The sequence below is a fragment of the Rothia sp. HMSC08A08 genome (assembly GCF_001808385.1).
Classification (GTDB): domain Bacteria; phylum Actinomycetota; class Actinomycetes; order Actinomycetales; family Micrococcaceae; genus Rothia; species Rothia dentocariosa.
The window spans coordinates 42,451-63,060 of the sequence record NZ_KV793057.1 but is presented as its reverse complement, the minus strand read 5'-3'; the positions used below and the strand labels follow the sequence as shown (position 1 = coordinate 63,060).

The following is a 20,610-nucleotide window of genomic DNA, read 5'->3' as shown; positions in this document are numbered from 1 at the left end:
GGTTAGCAAGTCCATGTACTAAGCTATGATGCTGAGCGAGCTGCCTGCCGTATTTTACGCCACCCGAACCCATCGCTTTCTGCCAGACCTTGTTGCGCCAATTGGCTCAGTTCTACCATAGTACCGCGCAAAGGCAAGCCGATGTGGCCCGCAAGCTCCTCCGCCGATCGATAGGTCCGCGGGGACATCATGTCCCAAAGCCGTCCCTGCACCTCCGACATGGTATCGAGAACTGTGCTTTGCTCGTGATCATGACTTTGCTTTTCTTCCTGCAGAGCATCGAACCCTTCACGAGCTTCCAGGATATCTTGTATCTCGCTCAGGATACGAGCATAGCCATCCCGAATAAGCCTGTGACAACCTACAGAGTTCGGAGAGTTAATATTCCCTGGAACAGCCCAAAGTTCCCGTCCGATTTCAAGTCCGTGCCGGGCGGTGTTGAGGGCGCCCGACCTCCAACGTGCTTCCACCACCACAATGTCGTGTGAAAGGGCGGCAATAAGACGGTTACGCTCTAGGAATCTCCACCGTGTGGGGGTATTTCCAATAGATACTTCGCTCAGAATAAGACCCTCCTCCACAATACGGTGCAGGACCTCACTGTTCTGTACGGGATAGAAATGATCTAGACCCCCAGCCATGAGCGCAATCGTAGGAACCGAAGAACTTCCTGCGGCAAGCGCAGCACGATGGGCAGCTACATCAATGCCATAAGCACCACCGGAGATAATAATGTGCCCCTTCTGTGCTAATTCATGTACTAAATATGATGTTGCATCAGCACCGTACACACTTGCATCGCGCGAACCCACGACCGCAACACATTTCTGAAAATACTCTGTTAGTATCCGTAATTTTACGGGATCACCCTTGCCCCACAGGCCATACGGAGTTTCATCCCCTAAATCTTGCAGGTAGTTAGGCCAAAAATCATCAACAGGGGTTACAAGCCATATGCCGCAAGATACCGCCATAGCGCATTCACGTCGAGGTTCAAATCGCTGACGCCCCTGCCATCTCCTACGCTTCTTCGCGATACCACGAGTAAAGTCCTCATAGCTCATGGAATGCTGACCGGGTGTATAACTGACCCCTGCGGCACGAAGTACATCGGCAATTTCTTCGCTGGGTTCTCCCCCATTCCACCACGTTTCCGTCATTCCTTCCGGATTAGTCACGCAATACAAAGTAAGCGGAGCCCCCAAAGTTTTTAGTCCCTCAACGATCAGAGGGTCCGCAGGATCAGCAAAGCGCATAATAAGGGCGGTACATAACCGAATATAGGCTCGCACCTGGCGTATCCGTTCTTCCGGTTCCAGGTTTTCCTCAAATAGCAGCTCGGCTTCTTCATCCTGCAACTTCGCATTTATTCGCCACTGAAACGGTGTTGAACTTTCAAAAGGTTCCGGGATGTACGCTTGGTCTAGGCTTTCAAGCTCTTTCCGGCGATACATCATTAGCTGTTGAAAATATGTATGGTTTTCTACGTCTAAAAGTACGTCTGACATGATATTTCTCTCTTCACTATGCTCGTTTATTCCATCAACGTGGATGATTTTTATAGCCCTTGATGCCCACCTTGCTGCCGCAGGAATAAAGCCACATCAAGATGTTCCTGTTGGGGTGAGGTCGTGCCGTCTAGGTCGCTCAGGGTCCATGCGGTGCGTAACACGCGATCGTATCCGCGCGCTGTTAAAGTGCCCCGGTCTACGGCTCGGTTAAGACCTTGTACCAAGGTTGAGTTCAGCCGAAGCGGTCCGCGTAGAATTTTTCCATTCGTCTCAGCGTTAACCCGTAACCCATAGGGAGATAATCTTTCCACCTGAGCAGCACGAGCTGTGATAATCCTTTCTCGAATGCTACGAGAACTTTCCCCGCGTTCTTGGCTAGCAAGCTCGGCGGAGGATACTTTAGGAACCATCAGATTGAGGTCTATACGGTCAAGAAGTGGTCCCGATAAACGGTTGAAATATGAGCGTCGCTCACGAGGGGTACAGGTGCAATCAGCACCGGTACCTACGTTCATTCCACAAGGGCAAGGGTTGGCAGCAAGAACTAATTGAAACCGGGCCGGGTAAATTGCTGAGGCCGCAGCTCGATCAAGAACTATTTCTCCGCTCTCCAAAGGCTGGCGCAACGAATCGAGCACTGTACGTTTAAACTCTGGAGCTTCGTCCAGAAAAAGTACTCCGCGATGGGCTTTTGAAACGCAACCCGGTCGCGGGATTCCGCTGCCTCCTCCCAAAATAGCGGGTGCAGATGCGCTATGGTGCGGAGCTTCAAAAGGCGGTATACGCACTAGTTCGCTCAAAGATGCGTCCGATGAGCAGAGCGATTGAATCGCTGTTACCTCCATAGCTGCTTCATCATCAAGAAGAGGCAGAATAGTAGGAAGCCGCTCTGCCAGCATTGTTTTCCCAGATCCGGGAGGACCCTGCAACAAAATATGATGTCCCCCGGCGGCAGCAATTTCGAGGGCAAATCTTCCCTGTTGTTGCCCCGCAACATCAGACATATCAGCTAATACCGCAGTATGCGCAGAAGGATTCGGAGTCATCGACTCAACCGGCGCTGGTGGATATTTCAGGTTCTCTGTGCTCGCTCCGAAAGCAGAAAATACTTCTGCCAAACACCGAAATCCGGCAACCTGAATTCCCGGAATTAACGATGCCTCTGCAACGTTGGCATGGGGCACCACTACGCGCGAGTGCCCCGCATCAGCGGCAGCTTTTACAGCTGGCAGTATGCCAGGAACAGACCGCAAAGAACCGTCGAGCCCTAGCTCCCCAAGAAAAACGCAATCGCCGCTAGGATGTAAATTTCGTTCAGCTTGCAGAGCCGCGATTACCATCGCAAGATCAAACCCAGAGCCACGCTTAGGCAGTGTTGCGGGTGTCAGGTTAATGGTGAGTCTGTGCTGTGTTAACGAAATACCCGAGTTCTTAGCGGCAGAGCGAACACGCTCTTTAGATTCGTTAAGAGCTGTATCAGGAAGGCCCAAGAGCACAAATCCGGGAAGCCCTTGAGAGACATCCGCCTCAACATCAACGATATGGCCGTGAAGCCCAACCAATGCTACAGAGTACGTACGTGCAAACCCCACTACGCCACCCCCATCAAGTGTTCGAAGGTGAACTTTTCAGGAGTTCCTGTCACCGCAATAGCATCAACACGAAAATGCCCAAAATCAAGGTTCTCGCGTAGACGACACCATAGTATAGCGAGTTCACGTGTGCGTTTAGCCTTATCACCATTGATAGCTTCAAAAGGATGCCCGTACTCTTCTGAGGATCGAGTTTTAACTTCGACAAAAGCCAGCTCGTCCTGGGGAGTAATAGCAATAAGATCTAGCTCTCCCCGCAGCGGAATATCTAGCCCTGCGGGCGGACGCCAATTACGTTCCAGAATCCGGTACCCATTAACACTAAGAATCTGGGCAACTAGGTCTTCGCCCCAGCGCCCCACCCGATGTGCCTTCGCAGGTCTACGAATCCAGCTTGGCTTTCCCAGTGTGCGGCTCGATGGCGTGCGCGACGTTATAGCTGTCATAGTGGCTCCTCATGAGAACACCAAAACTCATGCGAAGCTCACTAGCTCCCCAGATTCTTGGCGCATAGCAGATGTTCTTGCCTCTACTATGACCGCTGTATCCATAGTACGCGGGCTCTACTCTGAGATTTGTGGAAAACCTAAGGGAGTGGGACACTTTTCTTTGTTATCCACAGCGATTTATGCGAAAACTTCCTATTAACCCCCAAAAATTTGAATCTGAGAGCCGGCTATAAACCGCTATATTAAGCTCAGTCTTTTTGCCGCGCTACGGTCGCTTTTATCCTAAATCATCGGGGAGATCAGCAATTTCTGGCACCGTAAAGTCCTGATTTGGTAGCCGTTCTTCAACATTTACGTCACGAGTCGAAAAAGCTCGAACATTCTTGACGAACCGATTAGTGCGAAAAACATCCCACACCCACACATCATTCATCACGACCTCAAAGTATATGGTTCCCTCCCGGATCTGAGGCGTTACATCGACCTTATTTGCGAGATAAAACCGGCGGTCCGTTTCAATGGCATAGCTGAATAGCGACATAACATCTTGGTACTCTCGGTACAATGCCAGTTGAGCATCGGTCTCATAATTTTCCAGTTCTTCTGCACTCATTAACTTTCCCCGTCTTCCCCCAAAATTTTCAATACTTCGCTGCGACCGATACGTGTATTCGTCAGCTGTTCTTCCGTAGCCGGTAATGACCATGAAAGACGATGGTAAATGCTAGGTCCATACTCACTAATAGCCTGACGATGCGCAACAGACCCATACCCCTTGTTCTTCACCCAGTCGTAGTGTGGGTTCTCTGCCGATAAGGATTCCATAAAGGCGTCACGATCGACTTTGGCAACCACCGATGCGGCAGCTATAGAAGCGCACTGATAATCGCCCTTAATAATCGTGGTGACTGGGCCACTCCAACCTTTTTCTACGGCCGAGTTAGCACCGTTCCATACACGGTGAAGCAATTCCTCATACCGGCGATGTACAGGGTCCATAGAGTCGAATAGATTCTCAGGCGGCGGGCTAAGCCAATCGTGTTTTCCGTCCAAAAGCGCAGCCTCCGGGTATAAACCGCGATACGCCAGATCGGCGAGTGCTCGCTGCGCCGCCAGTCGCAGTGCGTAGGTCATTCCTAAAACGTCTATTTCGGCGGGTGTAGTGTGCCCAATAGCGTAGGAACACCATTTTTGGATGCGCGGTATGAGAGCTTCACGGCGTTTTGGGGTTAGAGCTTTTGAATCCGTGAGTCCTTCAAGTATCCGCTGATTTTGTTGGTCTAACACGGCAACACCTACGCTTACGGGGCCTGCTAATGCTCCACGTCCGACTTCGTCGAGACCAGCGATCAAGCGATACCCTGCGGTAAAAAGTTTTTGTTCATGCTCAAGATTCGCGCTATGCATGTGTAGTCTTATCTTTCCACGTGAAAATGCAAACGGACGAGGGGCTTGGTATCGCCTATATAAATATCGTGTATATGAGATATACAGTTTTATAGGTACGAGGTGGAATAGGATTTTCTTCCTATTCCACCTCGTGAATGGGCAATATGTTCGCGCTGGTCAATTACGGGTTAGGGACCGAGTCGAAGACCTTCTTTTCGTCATCCAACATTCCGAAGTGGTTCAGCGGCCAGGCGATGACGAAAACTGTTCCCGCTATGTCATCTCGTGGGATGAAGGCGTGCCCGTCGGCAATGTGAAACCGGGAATCGGCAGAGTTATCGCGGTGGTCGCCCATCATAAAGTACTTTCCTTCGGGTACCGTCACCTTAAAGGGAATGTCTGAGGGGTTTGACCCGGGATGTAGATAGGGTTCCGTGATCTCGACACCGTTAACCTTGATCTTTCCGCTGCCATCACTTTCTACCGTATCACCGGGCAGACCAATAACTCGTTTCACCAAGTAGTTTGAGGATGTGTCGGGCAGAATGCCAACAAAGGTAAGTCCGTCGGAAATGGGGTTGGAGTTCTTCTGTCCTGAGGGAATCCAGCCCTGTGAGTCTTTAAAGACAACAACATCACCACGTTTGGGGTCATTGAAATACGATCCAGCAACGTTAATGAAGACCCGATCGTTAACCTGCAGAGTATTTTCCATAGACCCTGAGGGAATGTAAAAGCCGCGAATCAGGAATGTTTTAATAACGAAAGCAATAATCAGAGCATAAAGGATGATCGTGCCTGTTTCACGAACTTGAGTCCAAGCCCATTCGCTTACTCGACCCTCAGCTTGCGCCTGTTTGAGGGTCAAAGCCTGTTTCTCTTTTTTCCTTCGCTTCTTTTCTTCTTTAGCGCTGAGAGCTGGAGCGGGTTGTTCTGTCTCTGGTTCTTCCTCATCAGCTTCTATGTCTTCCGTATATTCTGCCTCATCATTACCATCATATTCGGAAAGATAATCGTCATATTCAGCCGAGGCTTCCTCAAAATCTACTGGTTCTTCCTCATATTCCGGATATTCCACATACTCTGAGGCATCATATTCTTCCGGTTCATACACATCCTGCTCGTCTTCATAAGCATAATCCGTGTACTCGCCCTCTGGATCGTCTTGCGACTCAATGTACGACTGTTCTTGCTCTTCATAGACCAGGCGCTCTTCAAGCTCCCGGCGCTCACGGCGGCTCCGCGGCTGATAGTTAGCTGGGACGGAGTTCTCATCGCGTGATGAACGTGACGAGCCGTACTGGTTAGCCATATCGAAGACCTTTCTAGGGGCGAATGGTTCTTAGCTATTGTATAGGTGTCTGCCCTTCAAATGCAGTTTATTTGGGGGTTTTACGCCTGTAGACATACACAGATGTCAAAAATGGAGACGAAAATCCACGGTTCCAATAATCTTATCGGTTCGGATTAGCCCTCCACCAGGTGCTCCTAGCAAAGACCTAGAGTCAACTGATACCGAGCGATGATCACCCATGACCCACATGCGTCCGTGCGGTACTACAACGTCAAATTTTGTGGTTGAAGGTGAGTCTTGTGGGTAGATATAAGGCTCGTCTAGAGGCTCTCCGTTGAGAGTTATCTTTCCTTGGTCGGTGCAGCAGGATACGGTATCGCCCTCAAGTGCAATCACTCGTTTAATGTAAACGGTTTCTGTAGGGGCTAAACCCAACCACTGACCTGTGTGTTTTACTGGGTCGTTCCAGAACCCATCCCCTGATTTATAAGGCGACAGTGAACCGGCACCATCGAAAACGACAATATCGCCTCGATGTATGTGGGAGCTATCAGACAGCTTCGAGACTAAAACACGATCCCCGGGCATATAGGTAGGTTCCATAGAGTTAGATGGAATGTAGTAAACATCCGCTATAAAGGTACGGATGCCCAGCATAATGCATAGTGCAAGAGCGCAAGCCACAAGAACAAGGCGCCATCCCCTAACGGAATGACGCCTTATCTGAGGTTCTGCCGAAGAATCGGCTAACTCCATATGTATAAGACCTTGATATGTCTTAGAACTCGCGCTTCTCGCGGATACGAGCTGCCTTACCGTGGCGATCACGCATATAGTACAGCTTGGCACGGCGAACATCGCCGCGGCTAACAAGCTCAATCTTCTCAATTACCGGGGAGTGCACCGGAAAAGTACGCTCAACACCAACACCGAAAGAAATCTTACGCACGGTGAAGGTTTCGCGAATACCAGCGCCCTGGCGTCCAACAACAAAACCTTTGAAAACCTGAACACGGCGGTTCTTACCCTCAACAATGTTCACATGAACGTTCAGAGTGTCACCGGGTGCAAATTCGGGAATATCGTCACGAAGGGACTTCTTGTCGAGGAAGTCAAGAGTTTGCATGTGTTGTTCTCCTGAGTCATCTGCCGCAGGTCAAATAGACTCGATTAAATCTATCGTCCAAGGTGGTGGATAGAAGTTCTAATAACTTAGAACATGATTGATGTTCTAAGGTTCGCACTGTTATGGTCGCTCTTCCCCCTACGGCAGGGGCGTGCCCAGCGCAAACACAGTTTTTTATTATGGCAGATGCTGCAGCGGTGGGCAACTACGAGCTTCTATCGAAGCACGTTTTCAGAGCCTAAGAGGGCGTATCTCTTACGCCTTTTCAAGAGTCTGACGTTCCACTTCTACGTCGCGAGCTATACGAGCTGCGGTAATCGCATCCGGCGCATCTGGAACAAAAATTGCGCGACGGTAGTATTTGAGTTCATCAATCGAGTCTTTGATATCTCCAAGAGCACGGTGGTTTCCGGTCTTAACTGGCGCATTATGACGAGCAGCCGGGTACCAGCGAGCAGCGAGTTCTTTGATCGTCGATACATCAATTACGCGGTAGTGCAAATGCTTCATAAGATCTGGCATATCGCGCTCCAAAAAGCGTTTATCCATGCCGACTGAATTTCCGCCCAACTGCGCTTTGCCCGCTACAGGAACATACTTCTTGACGTATTTAAGAACTGCTTCCTGCGCTTCATGCATAGATACGCCGTGTTCAAGGTCCTCTAATAACCCCGAAGACTCATGCATATTTCGCACATAGCTATTCATGTTCTCGAGAGCGCCAGCGGGTGCCTCAGAACCGGGTTTGATCACGAGCTCCACGCCTTCACCCAAAATATTGAGGTCAGAATCCGTCACAAGAACACCTATTTCAATCAGTGCATCCTGTGTAAGATCGAGCCCGGTCATTTCGCAGTCAATCCATACAATACGTTCACTTGAAATACTCACGCTTTAACTCTACAGATTTTCTACGTACTCTCCCAGCTACAGCAGTTCATAGCTTTCTTATTTTCTGTATCTACCGCCCTAAAAAGTTTGATTGTGACCTATATGAGAATTAAACCTTCTCCACACGCGACCTAAAACACGTGCGAAGAACGGTAGTCTTGTGGGTTTCACACAGGAGACAATGAAGGTGCTCGGGTATTATGGAGAGCGTATTGGATGTAGAGCTAAAACCCCTAGTGAAGGGATTCCTAACGCATGAAAACGCGGTATATGCAGTGGCGGTCAAGATTTTTTACAAAGCCCACCGCAACGTCGCCGCGTCTGCAAAAGTACATTGACAGTAACCGTCTTCGCACGCTACTGCTGGGTGCCTTTGGCTCTATTCTTATCACTCTCAGCTCATACGGCGTTGGTTGGATTGCAGATAGCTCAGGTTTTTGGCGCAACAATCTGATACGCACTATACGTTATGAAGTTTCGTGGGTAATCGTTTGTATTATCGCGCTTTCACTAGGTGCCATGATTATGTGCCGTGAGTGGCTGCGTATCTACCAGAAGATGGGTACCTGGAATAATTCTTCGCTCAGGTGGATGATCGCAATTGTTACCTGCTGGTCACTGCCCCAGGTTTTTGCTCTTACTATTTACAGCCGCGACATGTTTTCCTACTATGGGCAGGGCATGGTTATGGCTCACGGACTGAACCCCTATAAACAGGGGGTTTCTGAGATAGCGAACTTCATGCAAAATGGTGCGGACCCGCAATGGGCTGAGTCTCCTCCGCCCTACGGGCCTATCTCACTCAAAATCGAAGAATTCATCGCTCGCATCGTCGATGGAAATATCGATCTCGCCATTTTCTTGTTTCGTCTTGTCAGTGTCCTCGCCGTTATCGGCATTTTGTTCTTTGTCGTAAAACTCGCACAGCTTTACAAATATAATCAAACGCGAGCGCTCTGGCAGGTAGGCGCTAATCCCCTGTTCATAGCTTCTTTCATAGCGAGTGGTCACAACGATTCCTTGATGACCATGTTTATGCTTGCAGGTCTCTACTTTGCGAAGCGATACCCCAATGTCTATGGTGGCGTTCTTGGCGTTACGATGGTGACTTTCGGCGTCGGGGTGAAGCCTCTAGCACTTGTGGTGCTCCCCTTTGTTGGCTTGCTGTGGGCGGGTAATAACGCCAGCTGGGTACGCAAATTCACTATCTGGTTTATCTCAGGAATTATTCTTCTTGCCGAGCTCGCTATTTTAGGTTACATAAGCGACCTTGGTTTCGGTTGGGTCAGCGCGCTATCTACTACGGGCGGTCAGTACATTTGGTACACTCCCATCGGCTTAGTGATCGGTTTCATTGGGCTTTTCGCACACGGTGATTCCTTCGATGCTGTCAAGAAAATTCTTGAGAATATTGGCAAACTTCTAGGCATCCTGAGCGCGTTAAGCTTCGCATTTGTCGGTCGATACCGTAACGTGGTGCGATACGCAGGTCTCGCGATTCTCGCCATGCTCTTTTTCAGCCCTATGATTCAGTCATGGTACATTCTCTGGGCTGTTCCTATGATCGCCGCGACAGGTCTGCGCTCTCACTTCCAGCTGATGTGGTACTTCGTGACAACCCTGTTCTTTATGGCGTATGCGGTATGTGATCAGCTGTATATCTCACCATATCTGAACGATTTCAACCAGGGAATGGCGCGTCTTATCGCCATTTTGATCTGTCTGGCCTATATCGTCTATCTGATGGCGTTAGACCCGGCAACGCGACGTATGGTGTACTTGAGCTTCCATCCGCATCAGGTAAAGCGAACTATCACACGGATGTGGTGGCAGCTCTTCCCTCAGACACGTGAAAGGCTCCGTGCGCGGCGCACCCGTCAAATATTACAAAAACATTAAGCTCGACGAACACTTGGGGGTAAACCCCTGTCATGGCGCGGAACCAGGCTATGGCGATTCAGGATTTTTTCCATAAATTTGTGTCATTTTTCGAGTTCGTTTACCATAATGTGACTTTTCGGTGTACTCTATAAATGTATTTCACACCGATATCGAAGACAGTGAAATGCATGCCTCAGTAGCTCAGAGGATAGAGCAGGAGCCTTCTAATCTCTTGGTCGGGGGTTCGATTCCCTCCTGGGGTACCTGTACGCACAAGCGCCGTTCCCTCAAATTGAGGGAGCGGCGCTTGTGCTTGTACCGATAACCCCGTAACCACCTGCGCATTCTTGCAAACAGGTGTGTACCGTTATTTCTTCACAGGGTTCGTGTCTTTACACGAGTTCAGCACGTTCTCCATAACGCGTTTTTCATCGGCAGTGACCCATAGCTGATACTTTGCTTTTACATGCACCTGCCGCGCCACATATGTGCATCGGTAGGCCGTATTGCCAGGAAGCCAATCAGAAGCATCGGCATCAGATTTCTGCATATTTGCGGGCCCGTCTGCTGCTACCAGGTTCTCGGGGTCGTTCGCGAGCTCACGACGTTTTTCCTCGCCAATATCTTGAGCCCCGGTCTGCCACGCATTCGAAAGCGCCACCACATGGTCGATCTGAACGGCACTTGAAGACTTCTTACCTCGTTTAAATTCGATTGTCCTGCCGGTATAAGGATCGTCAAGAGTTCCGGTTTGTACGGTGCAAGCACGAGTTCCCGCTTTGAAACGAATATTTGTTAAATCACGACGCAAAATATCATCACGAGTATTACATCCATTATGATCGACATCGTCCCAGGCAGCACCAAATTGCTCACGCGTATACCCGGCTTTTGATGCCCGCTCTTTCACAGGCAGGGCAGCAAGCTCCTTCTTCGCCGTCGATAAGTTAGGTGCATATGCTGTGGCTGGATCAACCGCATCATGCGGGTTCTTGACCTCTTCCAGAGACTCAGTTTTGACGTTCTGCTCTTCGCCGTCCCCTGTAGCAGAAGATGAGGCACTAGGGTTACCCAACAGCCCGCCTTGGCTATGCCGCCCAATATAGATAACGGCAATAATCAGCACGATGATCACAAGAATAGCCAAAGCAGTATAGAGAAAACGCTTGTTCTTAGGATCCATATCTGGAGGCAAAATCTTGCGCGGGTCTACATCGGCAATCTTCTTAAAATCGCGAAGATTCGGCGTAGGAGGCCTTTTAGACTTTGTCACGATGTTCTCCAGTACGTCTACGGCATAGATATGCTGTTAGATTTAGTGCGCTCATAAAGCTTACGAATGATAAAAAATCTCATGCTAAAACCGAATTCACCGGTATTGCACTACAAGGATAGGGGTTTATAGAGCTAGAAAGAAATCCAGAGGTAAAGGGTTTTCTTTACCAATATTGTGACACGTATCAGAAGTTCCCCGCCTCTCCTGTCTATCCACAGGATCAGAATTCTTGTCCCGTTCAGATAGGCTATCCACATGTGCACATACAACGCTCTCTTTATCACACTACATTGAGGCACACTAGAAAAACCGCGCCCCACTCTGACAGGGGACGCACATTATCTAAATAACACACCACCTAACATTTCAGGGAGCTCTATCATGGCTGATACCGTTATCCTACGCGGGTTTACCGCAACCGCCCCACAGCTACGCACACTTCCGACCGGAATTCCAGTCGTCAATTTTAGGTTGGCAAGCACGCCACGCTGGTTTGACTCAGCAACAAACTCCTGGCGCGAGGGACAAACAAGCTGGTACACTGTCTGCGCCTACCGCAAGCTGGCACAAAATATTGCCGCCTCCCTCACAGTGGGAAGTCCCGTACTCCTCACCGGGCGCGTTCGCACACAACAGTGGCAGCGCGAAGACGGTTCTCAAGGTGCATCCGTCGAAGTTGATGCCAGCAGCATCGGTCTTGACCTTACCTTCGGCACCAGCACATTCTCACGCGCTGTAGAGCACAGCGGCACGCAATCCCACACTCAGGATGACACAACAAACCCGATTCAGAAGGATGTATCGCAGGACGGCCATGCCGCTCCCCAACAACCATCGAGTACACAGCAATACCTAAACCGCGCCCTTCAAGAAACTGGACCACGAGGAACAGCATCTTCACCTCAACGGGAATTTTCACAACCCAAAAACACTGTTTCAGCATCTACAGATACGCACCAGACTGTTCAACAATCTTCAGAACCTACAAATAGTTTTGAGTATGAGAAACAAAGCGATCAAATATCTGAAATGGCACCCTTCTAGAATTCAACATCACAACTTCTAAAAACCGCATATAGCGTGCCGCGTATCACCTTGAATTGATTTGTCACAAGTTATCGAACTCATGTAGAGTAGTATCCGTTGCAATCGCGCGGGAAACCGCATGATGTACATGGTGGTCGTAGCTCAGTTGGCAGAGCGCCTGGTTGTGGTCCAGGAGGTCGCGGGTTCAACCCCCGTCGATCACCCCGTCACTAGGGTCGTTATGGTAATCCCCATAGCGGCCCTATAGCTTTACCTACTAGACTTTATATGTTTTATTCCCCTGAGGAAAGAGGATTTTCTGTGCAATCAACTCTGACATTTTCTGAAGACCATGAGCTGTTCCGAGAAGCAGTCCGTGAATTCGTGGCACACGAAATAACCCCTCACTACCCCGAATGGGAACAAGCACATATTATGCCTCGCTCAGTATGGCAAGCCGCCGGAGAAGCAGGAGTATTAGGACTTGCGGTCCCCGAAGAATTTGGCGGAGCCCATCTGCCCGATTACGAGTATCAATTAGTTCTAACCCAAGAACTCGCAGCCGTTGGAGGATATGGGTTTGCGCTCGCGGTGCATCTTCAACAAGATCTGGTGCTCCCCTATTTACTCGCATGCGGTACACATGAGCAAAAGGAACGTTGGCTGCCTCAAATGGTAAGCGGTGACCTCGTGACTTCATGCGCTTTTACAGAACCAGGTGCAGGATCTGATCTGCGTGCATGCCGCACATCCGCAGTACGTGATGAGAACTCTTACCTTCTCACCGGGCAGAAGACTTTTATCGGATCCGGTATTTCGGGGGATGCAGCCCTCGTGTTGGCCCGCACTGATGGTTCCTCTGAACGTGCTTCTGAGGATTCATTTTCCCTCTTTTTCGTCGAAAAATCTGATGGTTACACCCCGGGGCGACAGCTCGACAAGATAGGTATTCGAGCCTCAGACACTGCCGAACTATTCTTCGAGAATGTACGTGTTCCCGCTGAGAACCTTATCGGTGAGCCCGGTCAAGGCTTGACCTATATCAAACAGCATCTGCCCCAAGCGCGTTTAGCGATTGCCGCTGCGTCCGCTGTCATCAGCAGGACTACTCTCAACGCCACACTAGAGTATGTAAAAGAACGTAAGGTTTTTGGGTCTCGTGTGGCAGATTTTCAGAATACCCGTTTTGAACTAGCTAATGCTCTCATGAATACCGAACTTTCCGAACTCTACGTGGCACGCGCTATAGCGGCTTTTAACGCTGGGGAGCTTACCGCTGAGGACGCCGCTAAAGCCAAGGTCTTTGCCTCTGAACAGGCCTGCACAATTACCGATCGGTGTCTGCAGCTTTTCGGCGGCTACGGCTATATTAATGAGCATCCTGTAGCCCAAGCGTTCCTCGCGGCACGGCTACTGCCTATTTTTGGGGGTACAAACGAGCTTCTGCGCGATAACATAGGATTTGACCTACTCGCTGAGTAGACGCCAATATACTCTATCAACAGCTCTTTACTTTGTGATTTCGAGAACGAAGGATTTACCTGTGGCTATTCGCCCTGTTGTTATTTATGGCAATCCCGTTTTACACCGACCGGCTGCTCCAGTCACGGCCTTTGACGATGAGTTCAAAGCTCTTGTTACCGATATGTATGAAACTATGGATGCAGCCCACGGAGTGGGTCTCGCGGCTCCTCAAATCGGGGTAGGTTTACGAGTTTTTACCTATCAGATGGAAAATGAAGATGGTGTTACTCCCCGCGGGTGCATCGTTAATCCCAGGCTAACTCTCGGCAAGGTGTCCGCGGCAGAGCCCGACCCCCATGACGAAGAAGAAGGGTGTCTTTCGTTCCCAGGCTACGGTTTTCCCCTCAAACGTGCTGAGTGGGTTACTGTCAATGGATTTGATGTCGAAGGCAATCCGCTCAGGTTTGAGGCAACCGGCTGGTTTGCCCGCTGTATGCAGCATGAGACCGACCACCTTGATGGAAAACTATATGTGAATCGTCTTAATAAAAAATGGACCTCTCGCATGAAGAAAGTTGTTAAACGCGAAGGCTGGACTGTTGAGGGTAATAGTTGGATGCCCGGTGTAGATCCTGACCCGTTCGGACATTAAAAACATAAAATCATCCACACTACCGGTGCGCCTGATTCTTGATACACAGAATTAGGCGCACCGGTGTTGTATACGAGCGTCATGAGAAGCAGGGTGCCCTATAAGCCGGGTTCTGTCATCGGTACCGATGAAAGCTCTGTACCTGAGGCAATCATCTATCTAGGGCTTATGTTGCCATAAGCGTCAAGCGGCCTACCCGAACACGCGCCGCAGGCTCGGGCGCACTACCCTATCATGGCGTGTTCTGTTTGGCCTTGCTCCGCATGGGGTTTACCTAGCTGAGCACGTCACCGCGCCCACTGGTGGTCTCTTACACCACCCTTTCACCCTTACCTCGATGAGGCGGTTTACTTTCTGTGGCACTAGCCTGCGAGTTACCCCGAGTGGATGTTATCCACCATGCTGTGCTGTGGAGCCCGGACTTTCCTCGACATACCCCTCAGAAGAGGTATCTCGCGATTGCCCAGGCACCCTGCTTCAGCCTTCTATTCTAGCGGAGTTATTATCGCTGCTCTATTTCTGCCCGGTAGAATAAGAAGCATGCTGATTCTTCTGCCTCCTTCTGAGGGTAAGACCCCTGCGCCTCGCACACACGCACCAGTTAATCTTGCCGAGTTATCGTTTCCAGAGCTCACAACCGAACGTGAAGATGTGCTGGAAGAACTCATGCGAGTTTCCGCTCAGGAAGACGCTCTAGATGTCCTCGGGGTGGGTGCATCACTCACGGCGGAGATTGAACGAAACACGCGGTTAGTGGAGGAACCGGCGCATTCGGCAGCTAAAGTCTATACGGGTGTGCTCTTTGAGGCGCTGGATTACGCCAGTTTCTCCCCCGATGAACGGAAGTTGGCTCAGAAGTCCGTTCTTATTTCATCTGCTTTATGGGGTGTGGTGCAACTTGAGGATCATATTCCTGCGTATCGGCTGTCTATGGGAACCAAGCTTGGCGCTATAGGTGCTCTGGCTACATATTGGCGCGGAGTTTTGGGGAATGCTTTGACCGCATACGCGCAGGGGCAGCTCATTCTTGACTGCCGCTCCAGCGCTTACGCAAAATCGTGGGTATCGCCGTCAGCCCAGACATTAGCGGTTCGTGTTGAACGCGTTGCAGAAGATGGTTCACGCAAGGTTGTCTCACATATGGCAAAGCATTATCGCGGAAAGTTAGCGCGTTACGTGATCACTCATACCCTTGCTGAGCGACCTTTTGAAGGCACAGCGGGCATTTCAGAATTCTTAGAGGCGCTTGACCGCGATTGGGACCTTGAATGTACCTTACCGACACCTAAGAAAGCAGGAACACTGACCCTTCTTATCCGTGAATAGATTTTTCAGGTGTGAATATAGTGTGTACTCTTCTGGTATCTACGAGAATTCTCCCGCTATCAACACCCTGGGAAAGAACTGTTGTTCTTAATTTCGAAGTGTGGAGGAAATAGATTCTGCATACCCGGCACATTTTCTAAGAATGTGTCCAGAAAATTTTCCCACAAGGTTTATAACAGTTTTATAAATATCTTCGAAGCTCCTTTACCATATATGACATCCCTGGTACATTGTAGGGAGTCATATCGCACTAGCCATGATGGATTATTGTATGTCTTTCACTTTTAAACTTCGTAAAGCTCCCACAACTATATGCTCGCTTACCCTAGTTGGCGCTACTCTTGCGCCTAGCACCCCCGTCTTTGCAGAGACTCAGCAACCCCAAACCACCGATTCTCAGGGGCAGCCTGCCGTTATTGCACAGGAAGATCTCTCGACCCTAAATCAGGTGGAAGGTAACGCAACTCCGCAGACCGTTTCGCCCCAGAAACGTTTTATTGACGTTCCTGAATCTTCTGCTTTTTATAATGAGATTACTTGGCTTTTTAACCGTAAAATCACGATTGGTTACCCCGATAGCACATACCACCCGAAAGATTATATTGAGCGTTCGGGTATAGCTGTTTATTTCTATCGTCTGGCAGGCTCCCCGCAAGTTGATCTTCCCGAAAAGTCGCCTTTCACAGACGTTTCTCCTAACGATATGTGGTACAAGGAAATGGTCTGGTTCCATCAGCAGGGTCTTACCACTGGCTGGTCTGATGGAACTTTCCGCCCGCATGACCTGGTAGATCGTAATGCTATGGCGGCGTTCTTCTACCGCTTTGCGGGCAGCCCTCAGTTCGAGGCACCTGCTGTCTCTCCTTTCTGGGATTTGAGCCCAGACGAGCCTTTCTATAAAGAGATTACCTGGCTTCGCAGCACAGATATTACGACCGGGTGGTCAGATGGTTCTTTCCATCCCTATGAGCCTATTTCACGTGAAGCAATGGCGGCGTTTATTTATCGTTATGCACATATGAAACATTAACAATCGGATTTTAGAAAAGTATGGCGTGCTCCTAATACAATAAGGGGCACGCCATACTTATACCGTTGCATTATCACCAAAATACTATTCAGGAAAAATAGTAATGCTACAAAATATAAATTTTTCTCACATTTATTTTAGAAGTCCCGTCGAGCTGCTCTGAATATTTTTAGCGAGGTGTGCTTGCTGAACCAGCAATTGGTCCGGTATCTACATGAAAATCCCAGGGGTCGGTATTTAGTGAGGATACCGAAATTTCAATACTGTATCCTTGGTCCGCTAGGGTTTCTTGCAGACGTTCTGCGGCACGGTTCAACCATAAAGATTCACTTGCAGCATGCGAGCAGTCAATAAGCGCAGTATCAGTACCTCGCACAAGTTCTTGTTCACGGAACTCGCTGGCGGGGTGATGCCGTAAATCTGCGGTGATATAGACATCTGCTTCAGACGCCCGCACGGCTTCAAACAAAGAGTCACCGGCACCTCCGCAGAGAGCAACACGACGAATAAGTTTTTGTGGGGATCCCGCAACGCGCAGCCCACCCGCTGTTGCGGGAAGAGCAGCAGCTAGTTCTTTAGAGAGTTCCTGCAATGTAAGAGGGCGGGCAAGAACACCTACACGGCCTGTTCCAACGCTATATTCCTCGCCCACAAGTTCCTGTTGCTGCTGATCAGTCAGCGGTTCGTATCCTTGCAGATTAAGCGCTTCACAGAGAGCCTCGTTGACACCGGCGACGGCGGCATCAGCATTGGTGTGCGCACCGAGCAGGCCACATCCACCTTCAATGAGAGTATGGAGCACGTTGCCTTTGTAATCGGAGTCGGGTATGAAGCTGGTACCACGCAAAAGAAGCGGGTGGTGAGTAATAAGAAGACCGGCCCCAAGATTTACAGCTTCTTGGGCGGTTGCTGATATGGCATCAACCGCAAAATGCACATGTTCGACGGGTGCCTGTAAACGCCCACAAACTAGCCCGGAAGAATCCCAGCTAGCGGCAAGGTGCGGCGGATACAGGCCATGAAAAGTATCAACAATGTGGGATAGCGTAGGTGTTGTCATGATTCTATTGTGGCATCTAGCAGCAGAAAGACGAGCTATTACACGTCCCGTAGCAGACATCGGGTAGGACGGGGAATAATAGTTGATACAGCTATGCTGTAAAGGAATGTACATCTATTTGTGGGAGAGGCCTTATGAAAAGCTTTGTTGTTGGCGGCGGTTGTTTTTGGTGTATTGACGCTGTTTTTCGGCAGTTCCAGGGTGTGAAAGCAAGCGTATGCGGGTATGCGGGCGGGCACACCCAAAACCCCGATTATCGGTCTGTATGCTCGGGAACGACGGGGCATCACGAGGTTGTTCGGGTTGATTTTGATGAATCGGTTATAGGTGAAGACGCGATTTTGGATATTTTCTTCGCCGCGCATGATGCCACAAGCTGGGATCAGCAAGGTGCCGACCGTGGTTCGCAGTACCGTTCCGTGCTGCTGTATTCCTCTGACGAACAAAAGGCTGCATTTGAGGCTGCGAAAGAGCGAGCCCAGTCATTCTTCGACGCCCCAGTTGTCACCGAGATTAAGCCGTTGACTGAGTTTTGGGAAGCAGAAGGATACCACCAGGATTACTACGCAAAGAACCCTTACCAGGGGTACTGTTCCATAGTAGTTGGGCCTAAGGTAGTGAAAGTACGCAAACAATATGCTCATCTTTTGAAAGACTAAATACAGATCAGACCATTATTATTCCCACGGAGAGTTTGAACTCCCGTAAATCTGTCCTTGAGAAATAGAAATTTTCCATGTTTCACGTGCAGGATGACGTTATGATGGAATTAGTACAGATTTGAAAGGGCATCATGACTCTAGTTTCACGTCGCCAAGCTGTGTGCTTGACCGGTACAGGTCTCACAGCGGCAACGGTTACTGCCTGTGCGCCAAAGGTTCAGCCGGCAGGTAATGATGCTTCTCCATCGCCCGGCGGTACCGCATCTGCTGAGAGCGCAGCCTCGGCTGCGGGGGCTTCCCCATCAGCATCGGAGGGCCTGCAAAGTTCTGGGAAGAACTATCAAGGACCTGTAAAACTAGAGAAATACGATTCTAAAGGTGAGTTCAAACCGGGCACCCGCGAGCATAAGGCAGAGAACGTACCGGCTCCTGTGGAACCAGAAAATATGCATGAAGAGTCTGTGGACGGCATGTATTCGTTCATTGCCTTCTGGGTTGAGGCACAAAATTATCTTTACTTAACGGGTGACGGTGCTCTGTCGCGTAAAGCTGATCCGGCTGACGATTACACCGAAAGTATTGATCTTTATAAAGCCTTATACGACAGCGGTGTAGTGTGGGTTCTTGGGGAACAGCATACTATGAAAATTTCACTCAACTCTGCAAAACCGGTGAAGAATCCGCGGAGTGAAACATCGTATATGTGGATTGCTACCGTTGAGTTTGGTGAAGGTACTGAAATCTATAATTCGCAGACTCAGGAGACTTACCCCCTTAATGACCTTATGCAGTCTGGGTCTAGGGTCTCGGTGATCACTCAATATGAGAACGGCGCATGGCGTATGCTCAAGGACGACGGCTCGCAGGCTTCGCCCGGTGGCACTAAGGCTCCTTAGAGATCTCTACACATTTTAGGTGTGCTAGGGTTTTACCGGTAGATTTTATAGAGAACGTATATATTTTACGTTCTATTCTTGTGAAGTTTTTCGCGCAGGCGGAAACGTTTTTTGATGGGAAGGTTTCTCATGAGCTCAATGTCGCGTCGTGGCGCTTTCACTGTTGTAGGTGCCGGTTTTATAGCTACTTTTACCGCGTGCTCGTCGCAGAACAAGGATGCGGCGCCAAGTGCTAGCGCATCTGCCAAGGCTACATCGCCATCACATTCGGCTGCTTCTGCATCTGCTACCCCTTCTGGCCCTAGTTTTAAGGGCGAGTTGAAGTTGGAGAACTACAGATCGTCTGGTGAATTTGAGCCCGGCACGCAGGAGCATCCGGCGCAGCATGTTCCTGTTCCTGTGGAACCCGCGAAACTGCGTGAAGATTCGGTTGAGGGCCTACATGCCTTTGTAACCTACTGGCTCGCGACTTTGAATTATATGCTTTTGACGGGTGACGGTAACTATTTCACGAATATTGATCATACGGGCGATTACACAACTATTGCCGATTTCATGCAGGATATGTACGCTTCAGAGACTGGCTGGGTGACTGGCGTGCAGAACCCGTTGACGATGTCTTTGGATACAGATCACCCAACGAAGGATGAGAAGAACGGATTTTATACCTGGAAGACAACGATGAAGGTTAATCGGGAGTCTGCGGTGTATACGAAGACGACGAACCGTTCGCAGCCGCTTCCTGAGGTTTTTAAGGTGCCGAGCGGGGCTGTCTCGGGCCAGGTGACGGCTCATTATCTTGAGGGAACGTGGCGTATGGTGCACCGTGCTCCTGCCGCAGCGGGTGCTTCTGCCAGTGCGCAAGGGTCTGCGAGTGCGGGCGGGGAGAATAAGTAGGCTGCTCCCCGTTTCTGGTTATTCACATTATGACGCGAGCAGGTTAGGTTTTGCTGAAAAGGTTATATAAGTGCCTTTTAGAAAATCCTGACCCCCTTGGCATTTATAAAGATAAAGAGAATTCCCCGGTTCGCCTGAACCGGGGAATTCTCTTTTCCTAGTGTGACCCCAACCGGATTTGAACCGGT

The 20,610-nt window shown here is 49.8% G+C and carries 20 protein-coding genes, 2 tRNA genes and 1 other RNA gene; 11 read left to right on the top strand and 12 right to left on the bottom strand.

Annotated elements, in window-relative coordinates; all coding sequences use genetic code 11:
- Positions 1 to 23 precede the first annotated feature (23 nt).
- The 9 genes from dprA to orn form a co-directional block, all read right to left on the bottom strand.
- Positions 24 to 1,358 (bottom strand): DNA-processing protein DprA, encoded by a 1,335-nt coding sequence (gene dprA, locus HMPREF3164_RS02245; protein WP_246822563.1) that lies wholly within the window; start codon positions 1,356 to 1,358, stop codon positions 24 to 26.
- A 200-nt stretch (positions 1,359 to 1,558) separates the two neighbouring features.
- On the bottom strand, positions 1,559 to 3,103 hold the full coding sequence (locus HMPREF3164_RS02240) for a YifB family Mg chelatase-like AAA ATPase (protein WP_070448636.1): 1,545 nt from the start codon (positions 3,101 to 3,103) through the stop codon (positions 1,559 to 1,561).
- A complete protein-coding gene (locus HMPREF3164_RS02235; protein WP_238789094.1) occupies positions 3,103 to 3,549 on the bottom strand; it encodes a YraN family protein in 447 nt (148 codons plus the stop codon). Before HMPREF3164_RS02235 ends, HMPREF3164_RS02240 begins: the two co-directional genes overlap by 1 nt.
- A gap of 280 nt (positions 3,550 to 3,829) precedes the next feature.
- Positions 3,830 to 4,165, bottom strand: coding sequence for a DUF2469 domain-containing protein (locus tag HMPREF3164_RS02230; RefSeq protein ID WP_037230865.1), 336 nt, complete (start codon positions 4,163 to 4,165; stop codon positions 3,830 to 3,832).
- Positions 4,165 to 4,959, bottom strand: coding sequence for a ribonuclease HII (locus tag HMPREF3164_RS02225; RefSeq protein WP_070448635.1), 795 nt, complete (start codon positions 4,957 to 4,959; stop codon positions 4,165 to 4,167). The genes HMPREF3164_RS02230 and HMPREF3164_RS02225 overlap by 1 nt, the downstream gene beginning before the upstream one ends.
- A gap of 163 nt (positions 4,960 to 5,122) precedes the next feature.
- Positions 5,123 to 6,253 carry a signal peptidase I gene (lepB, locus tag HMPREF3164_RS02220; protein ID WP_048754298.1) on the bottom strand — a complete coding sequence of 377 codons (1,131 nt, stop codon included), beginning with the start codon at positions 6,251 to 6,253 and terminating at the stop codon, positions 5,123 to 5,125.
- Positions 6,254 to 6,358: 105 nt separating this feature from the next.
- Complete coding sequence (gene lepB, locus HMPREF3164_RS02215) at positions 6,359 to 6,919, bottom strand: signal peptidase I (RefSeq protein WP_239664683.1); 561 nt, start codon at positions 6,917 to 6,919, stop codon at positions 6,359 to 6,361.
- A 94-nt stretch (positions 6,920 to 7,013) separates the two neighbouring features.
- A complete protein-coding gene (rplS, locus tag HMPREF3164_RS02210; RefSeq protein WP_004004530.1) occupies positions 7,014 to 7,361 on the bottom strand; it encodes a 50S ribosomal protein L19 in 348 nt (115 codons plus the stop codon).
- Positions 7,362 to 7,616: 255 nt separating this feature from the next.
- The gene (gene orn / locus HMPREF3164_RS02205; protein ID WP_048779816.1) at positions 7,617 to 8,252 is read right to left on the bottom strand and encodes an oligoribonuclease; all 636 of its coding nucleotides are present in this window, start codon (positions 8,250 to 8,252) and stop codon (positions 7,617 to 7,619) included.
- A 255-nt stretch (positions 8,253 to 8,507) separates the two neighbouring features.
- Between orn and mptB the strand changes: the two genes are divergently transcribed.
- On the top strand, positions 8,508 to 10,151 hold the full coding sequence (gene mptB, locus HMPREF3164_RS02200) for a polyprenol phosphomannose-dependent alpha 1,6 mannosyltransferase MptB (protein WP_070448634.1): 1,644 nt from the start codon (positions 8,508 to 8,510) through the stop codon (positions 10,149 to 10,151).
- Between the two features lie 172 nt (positions 10,152 to 10,323).
- Positions 10,324 to 10,396, top strand: a tRNA-Arg gene (locus tag HMPREF3164_RS02195).
- Positions 10,397 to 10,500: 104 nt separating this feature from the next.
- Here HMPREF3164_RS02195 and HMPREF3164_RS02190 read toward each other — a convergent pair.
- A complete protein-coding gene (locus tag HMPREF3164_RS02190; protein WP_048754295.1) occupies positions 10,501 to 11,406 on the bottom strand; it encodes an HNH endonuclease family protein in 906 nt (301 codons plus the stop codon).
- A 384-nt stretch (positions 11,407 to 11,790) separates the two neighbouring features.
- Here HMPREF3164_RS02190 and HMPREF3164_RS02185 point away from each other — a divergent pair, with 384 nt between their 5' ends.
- From HMPREF3164_RS02185 to def, 4 genes are all read left to right on the top strand, one after another.
- On the top strand, positions 11,791 to 12,453 hold the full coding sequence (locus HMPREF3164_RS02185) for a single-stranded DNA-binding protein (protein WP_070448633.1): 663 nt from the start codon (positions 11,791 to 11,793) through the stop codon (positions 12,451 to 12,453).
- Between the two features lie 133 nt (positions 12,454 to 12,586).
- Positions 12,587 to 12,659 (top strand) — tRNA-His (locus HMPREF3164_RS02180).
- A 64-nt stretch (positions 12,660 to 12,723) separates the two neighbouring features.
- The gene (locus HMPREF3164_RS02175) at positions 12,724 to 13,917 is read left to right on the top strand and encodes an acyl-CoA dehydrogenase family protein (RefSeq protein ID WP_070448632.1); all 1,194 of its coding nucleotides are present in this window, start codon (positions 12,724 to 12,726) and stop codon (positions 13,915 to 13,917) included.
- 61 nt (positions 13,918 to 13,978) lie between these two features.
- Positions 13,979 to 14,551 (top strand): peptide deformylase, encoded by a 573-nt coding sequence (gene def / locus HMPREF3164_RS02170; protein ID WP_004004524.1) that lies wholly within the window; start codon positions 13,979 to 13,981, stop codon positions 14,549 to 14,551.
- 85 nt (positions 14,552 to 14,636) lie between these two features.
- Here def and rnpB read toward each other — a convergent pair.
- Positions 14,637 to 15,026, bottom strand: an RNA gene (rnpB, locus tag HMPREF3164_RS02165) — RNase P RNA component class A.
- Positions 15,027 to 15,091: 65 nt separating this feature from the next.
- Between rnpB and HMPREF3164_RS02160 the strand changes: the two genes are divergently transcribed.
- Both HMPREF3164_RS02160 and HMPREF3164_RS02155 read left to right on the top strand, forming a co-directional pair.
- The gene (locus HMPREF3164_RS02160) at positions 15,092 to 15,877 is read left to right on the top strand and encodes a YaaA family protein (RefSeq protein ID WP_070448631.1); all 786 of its coding nucleotides are present in this window, start codon (positions 15,092 to 15,094) and stop codon (positions 15,875 to 15,877) included.
- Between the two features lie 271 nt (positions 15,878 to 16,148).
- Positions 16,149 to 16,907 carry an S-layer homology domain-containing protein gene (locus HMPREF3164_RS02155; RefSeq protein WP_238382316.1) on the top strand — a complete coding sequence of 253 codons (759 nt, stop codon included), beginning with the start codon at positions 16,149 to 16,151 and terminating at the stop codon, positions 16,905 to 16,907.
- A gap of 169 nt (positions 16,908 to 17,076) precedes the next feature.
- On the opposite strand, the gene HMPREF3164_RS02150 is transcribed toward HMPREF3164_RS02155, so the two are convergent.
- A complete protein-coding gene (locus HMPREF3164_RS02150) occupies positions 17,077 to 17,967 on the bottom strand; it encodes a Nif3-like dinuclear metal center hexameric protein (RefSeq protein WP_070448630.1) in 891 nt (296 codons plus the stop codon).
- A 134-nt stretch (positions 17,968 to 18,101) separates the two neighbouring features.
- Between HMPREF3164_RS02150 and msrA the strand changes: the two genes are divergently transcribed.
- The 3 genes from msrA (at position 18,102) to HMPREF3164_RS02135 (ending at position 20,422) form a co-directional block, all read left to right on the top strand.
- Positions 18,102 to 18,626 (top strand): peptide-methionine (S)-S-oxide reductase MsrA, encoded by a 525-nt coding sequence (gene msrA / locus HMPREF3164_RS02145; RefSeq protein WP_070448629.1) that lies wholly within the window; start codon positions 18,102 to 18,104, stop codon positions 18,624 to 18,626.
- Positions 18,627 to 18,760: 134 nt separating this feature from the next.
- Positions 18,761 to 19,525 (top strand): DUF6318 family protein, encoded by a 765-nt coding sequence (locus HMPREF3164_RS02140; protein ID WP_070448628.1) that lies wholly within the window; start codon positions 18,761 to 18,763, stop codon positions 19,523 to 19,525.
- A 129-nt stretch (positions 19,526 to 19,654) separates the two neighbouring features.
- Positions 19,655 to 20,422, top strand: a complete 768-nt coding sequence (locus HMPREF3164_RS02135; RefSeq protein WP_239661835.1) for a DUF6318 family protein — start codon at positions 19,655 to 19,657, stop codon at positions 20,420 to 20,422.
- Positions 20,423 to 20,610 lie beyond the last annotated feature (188 nt).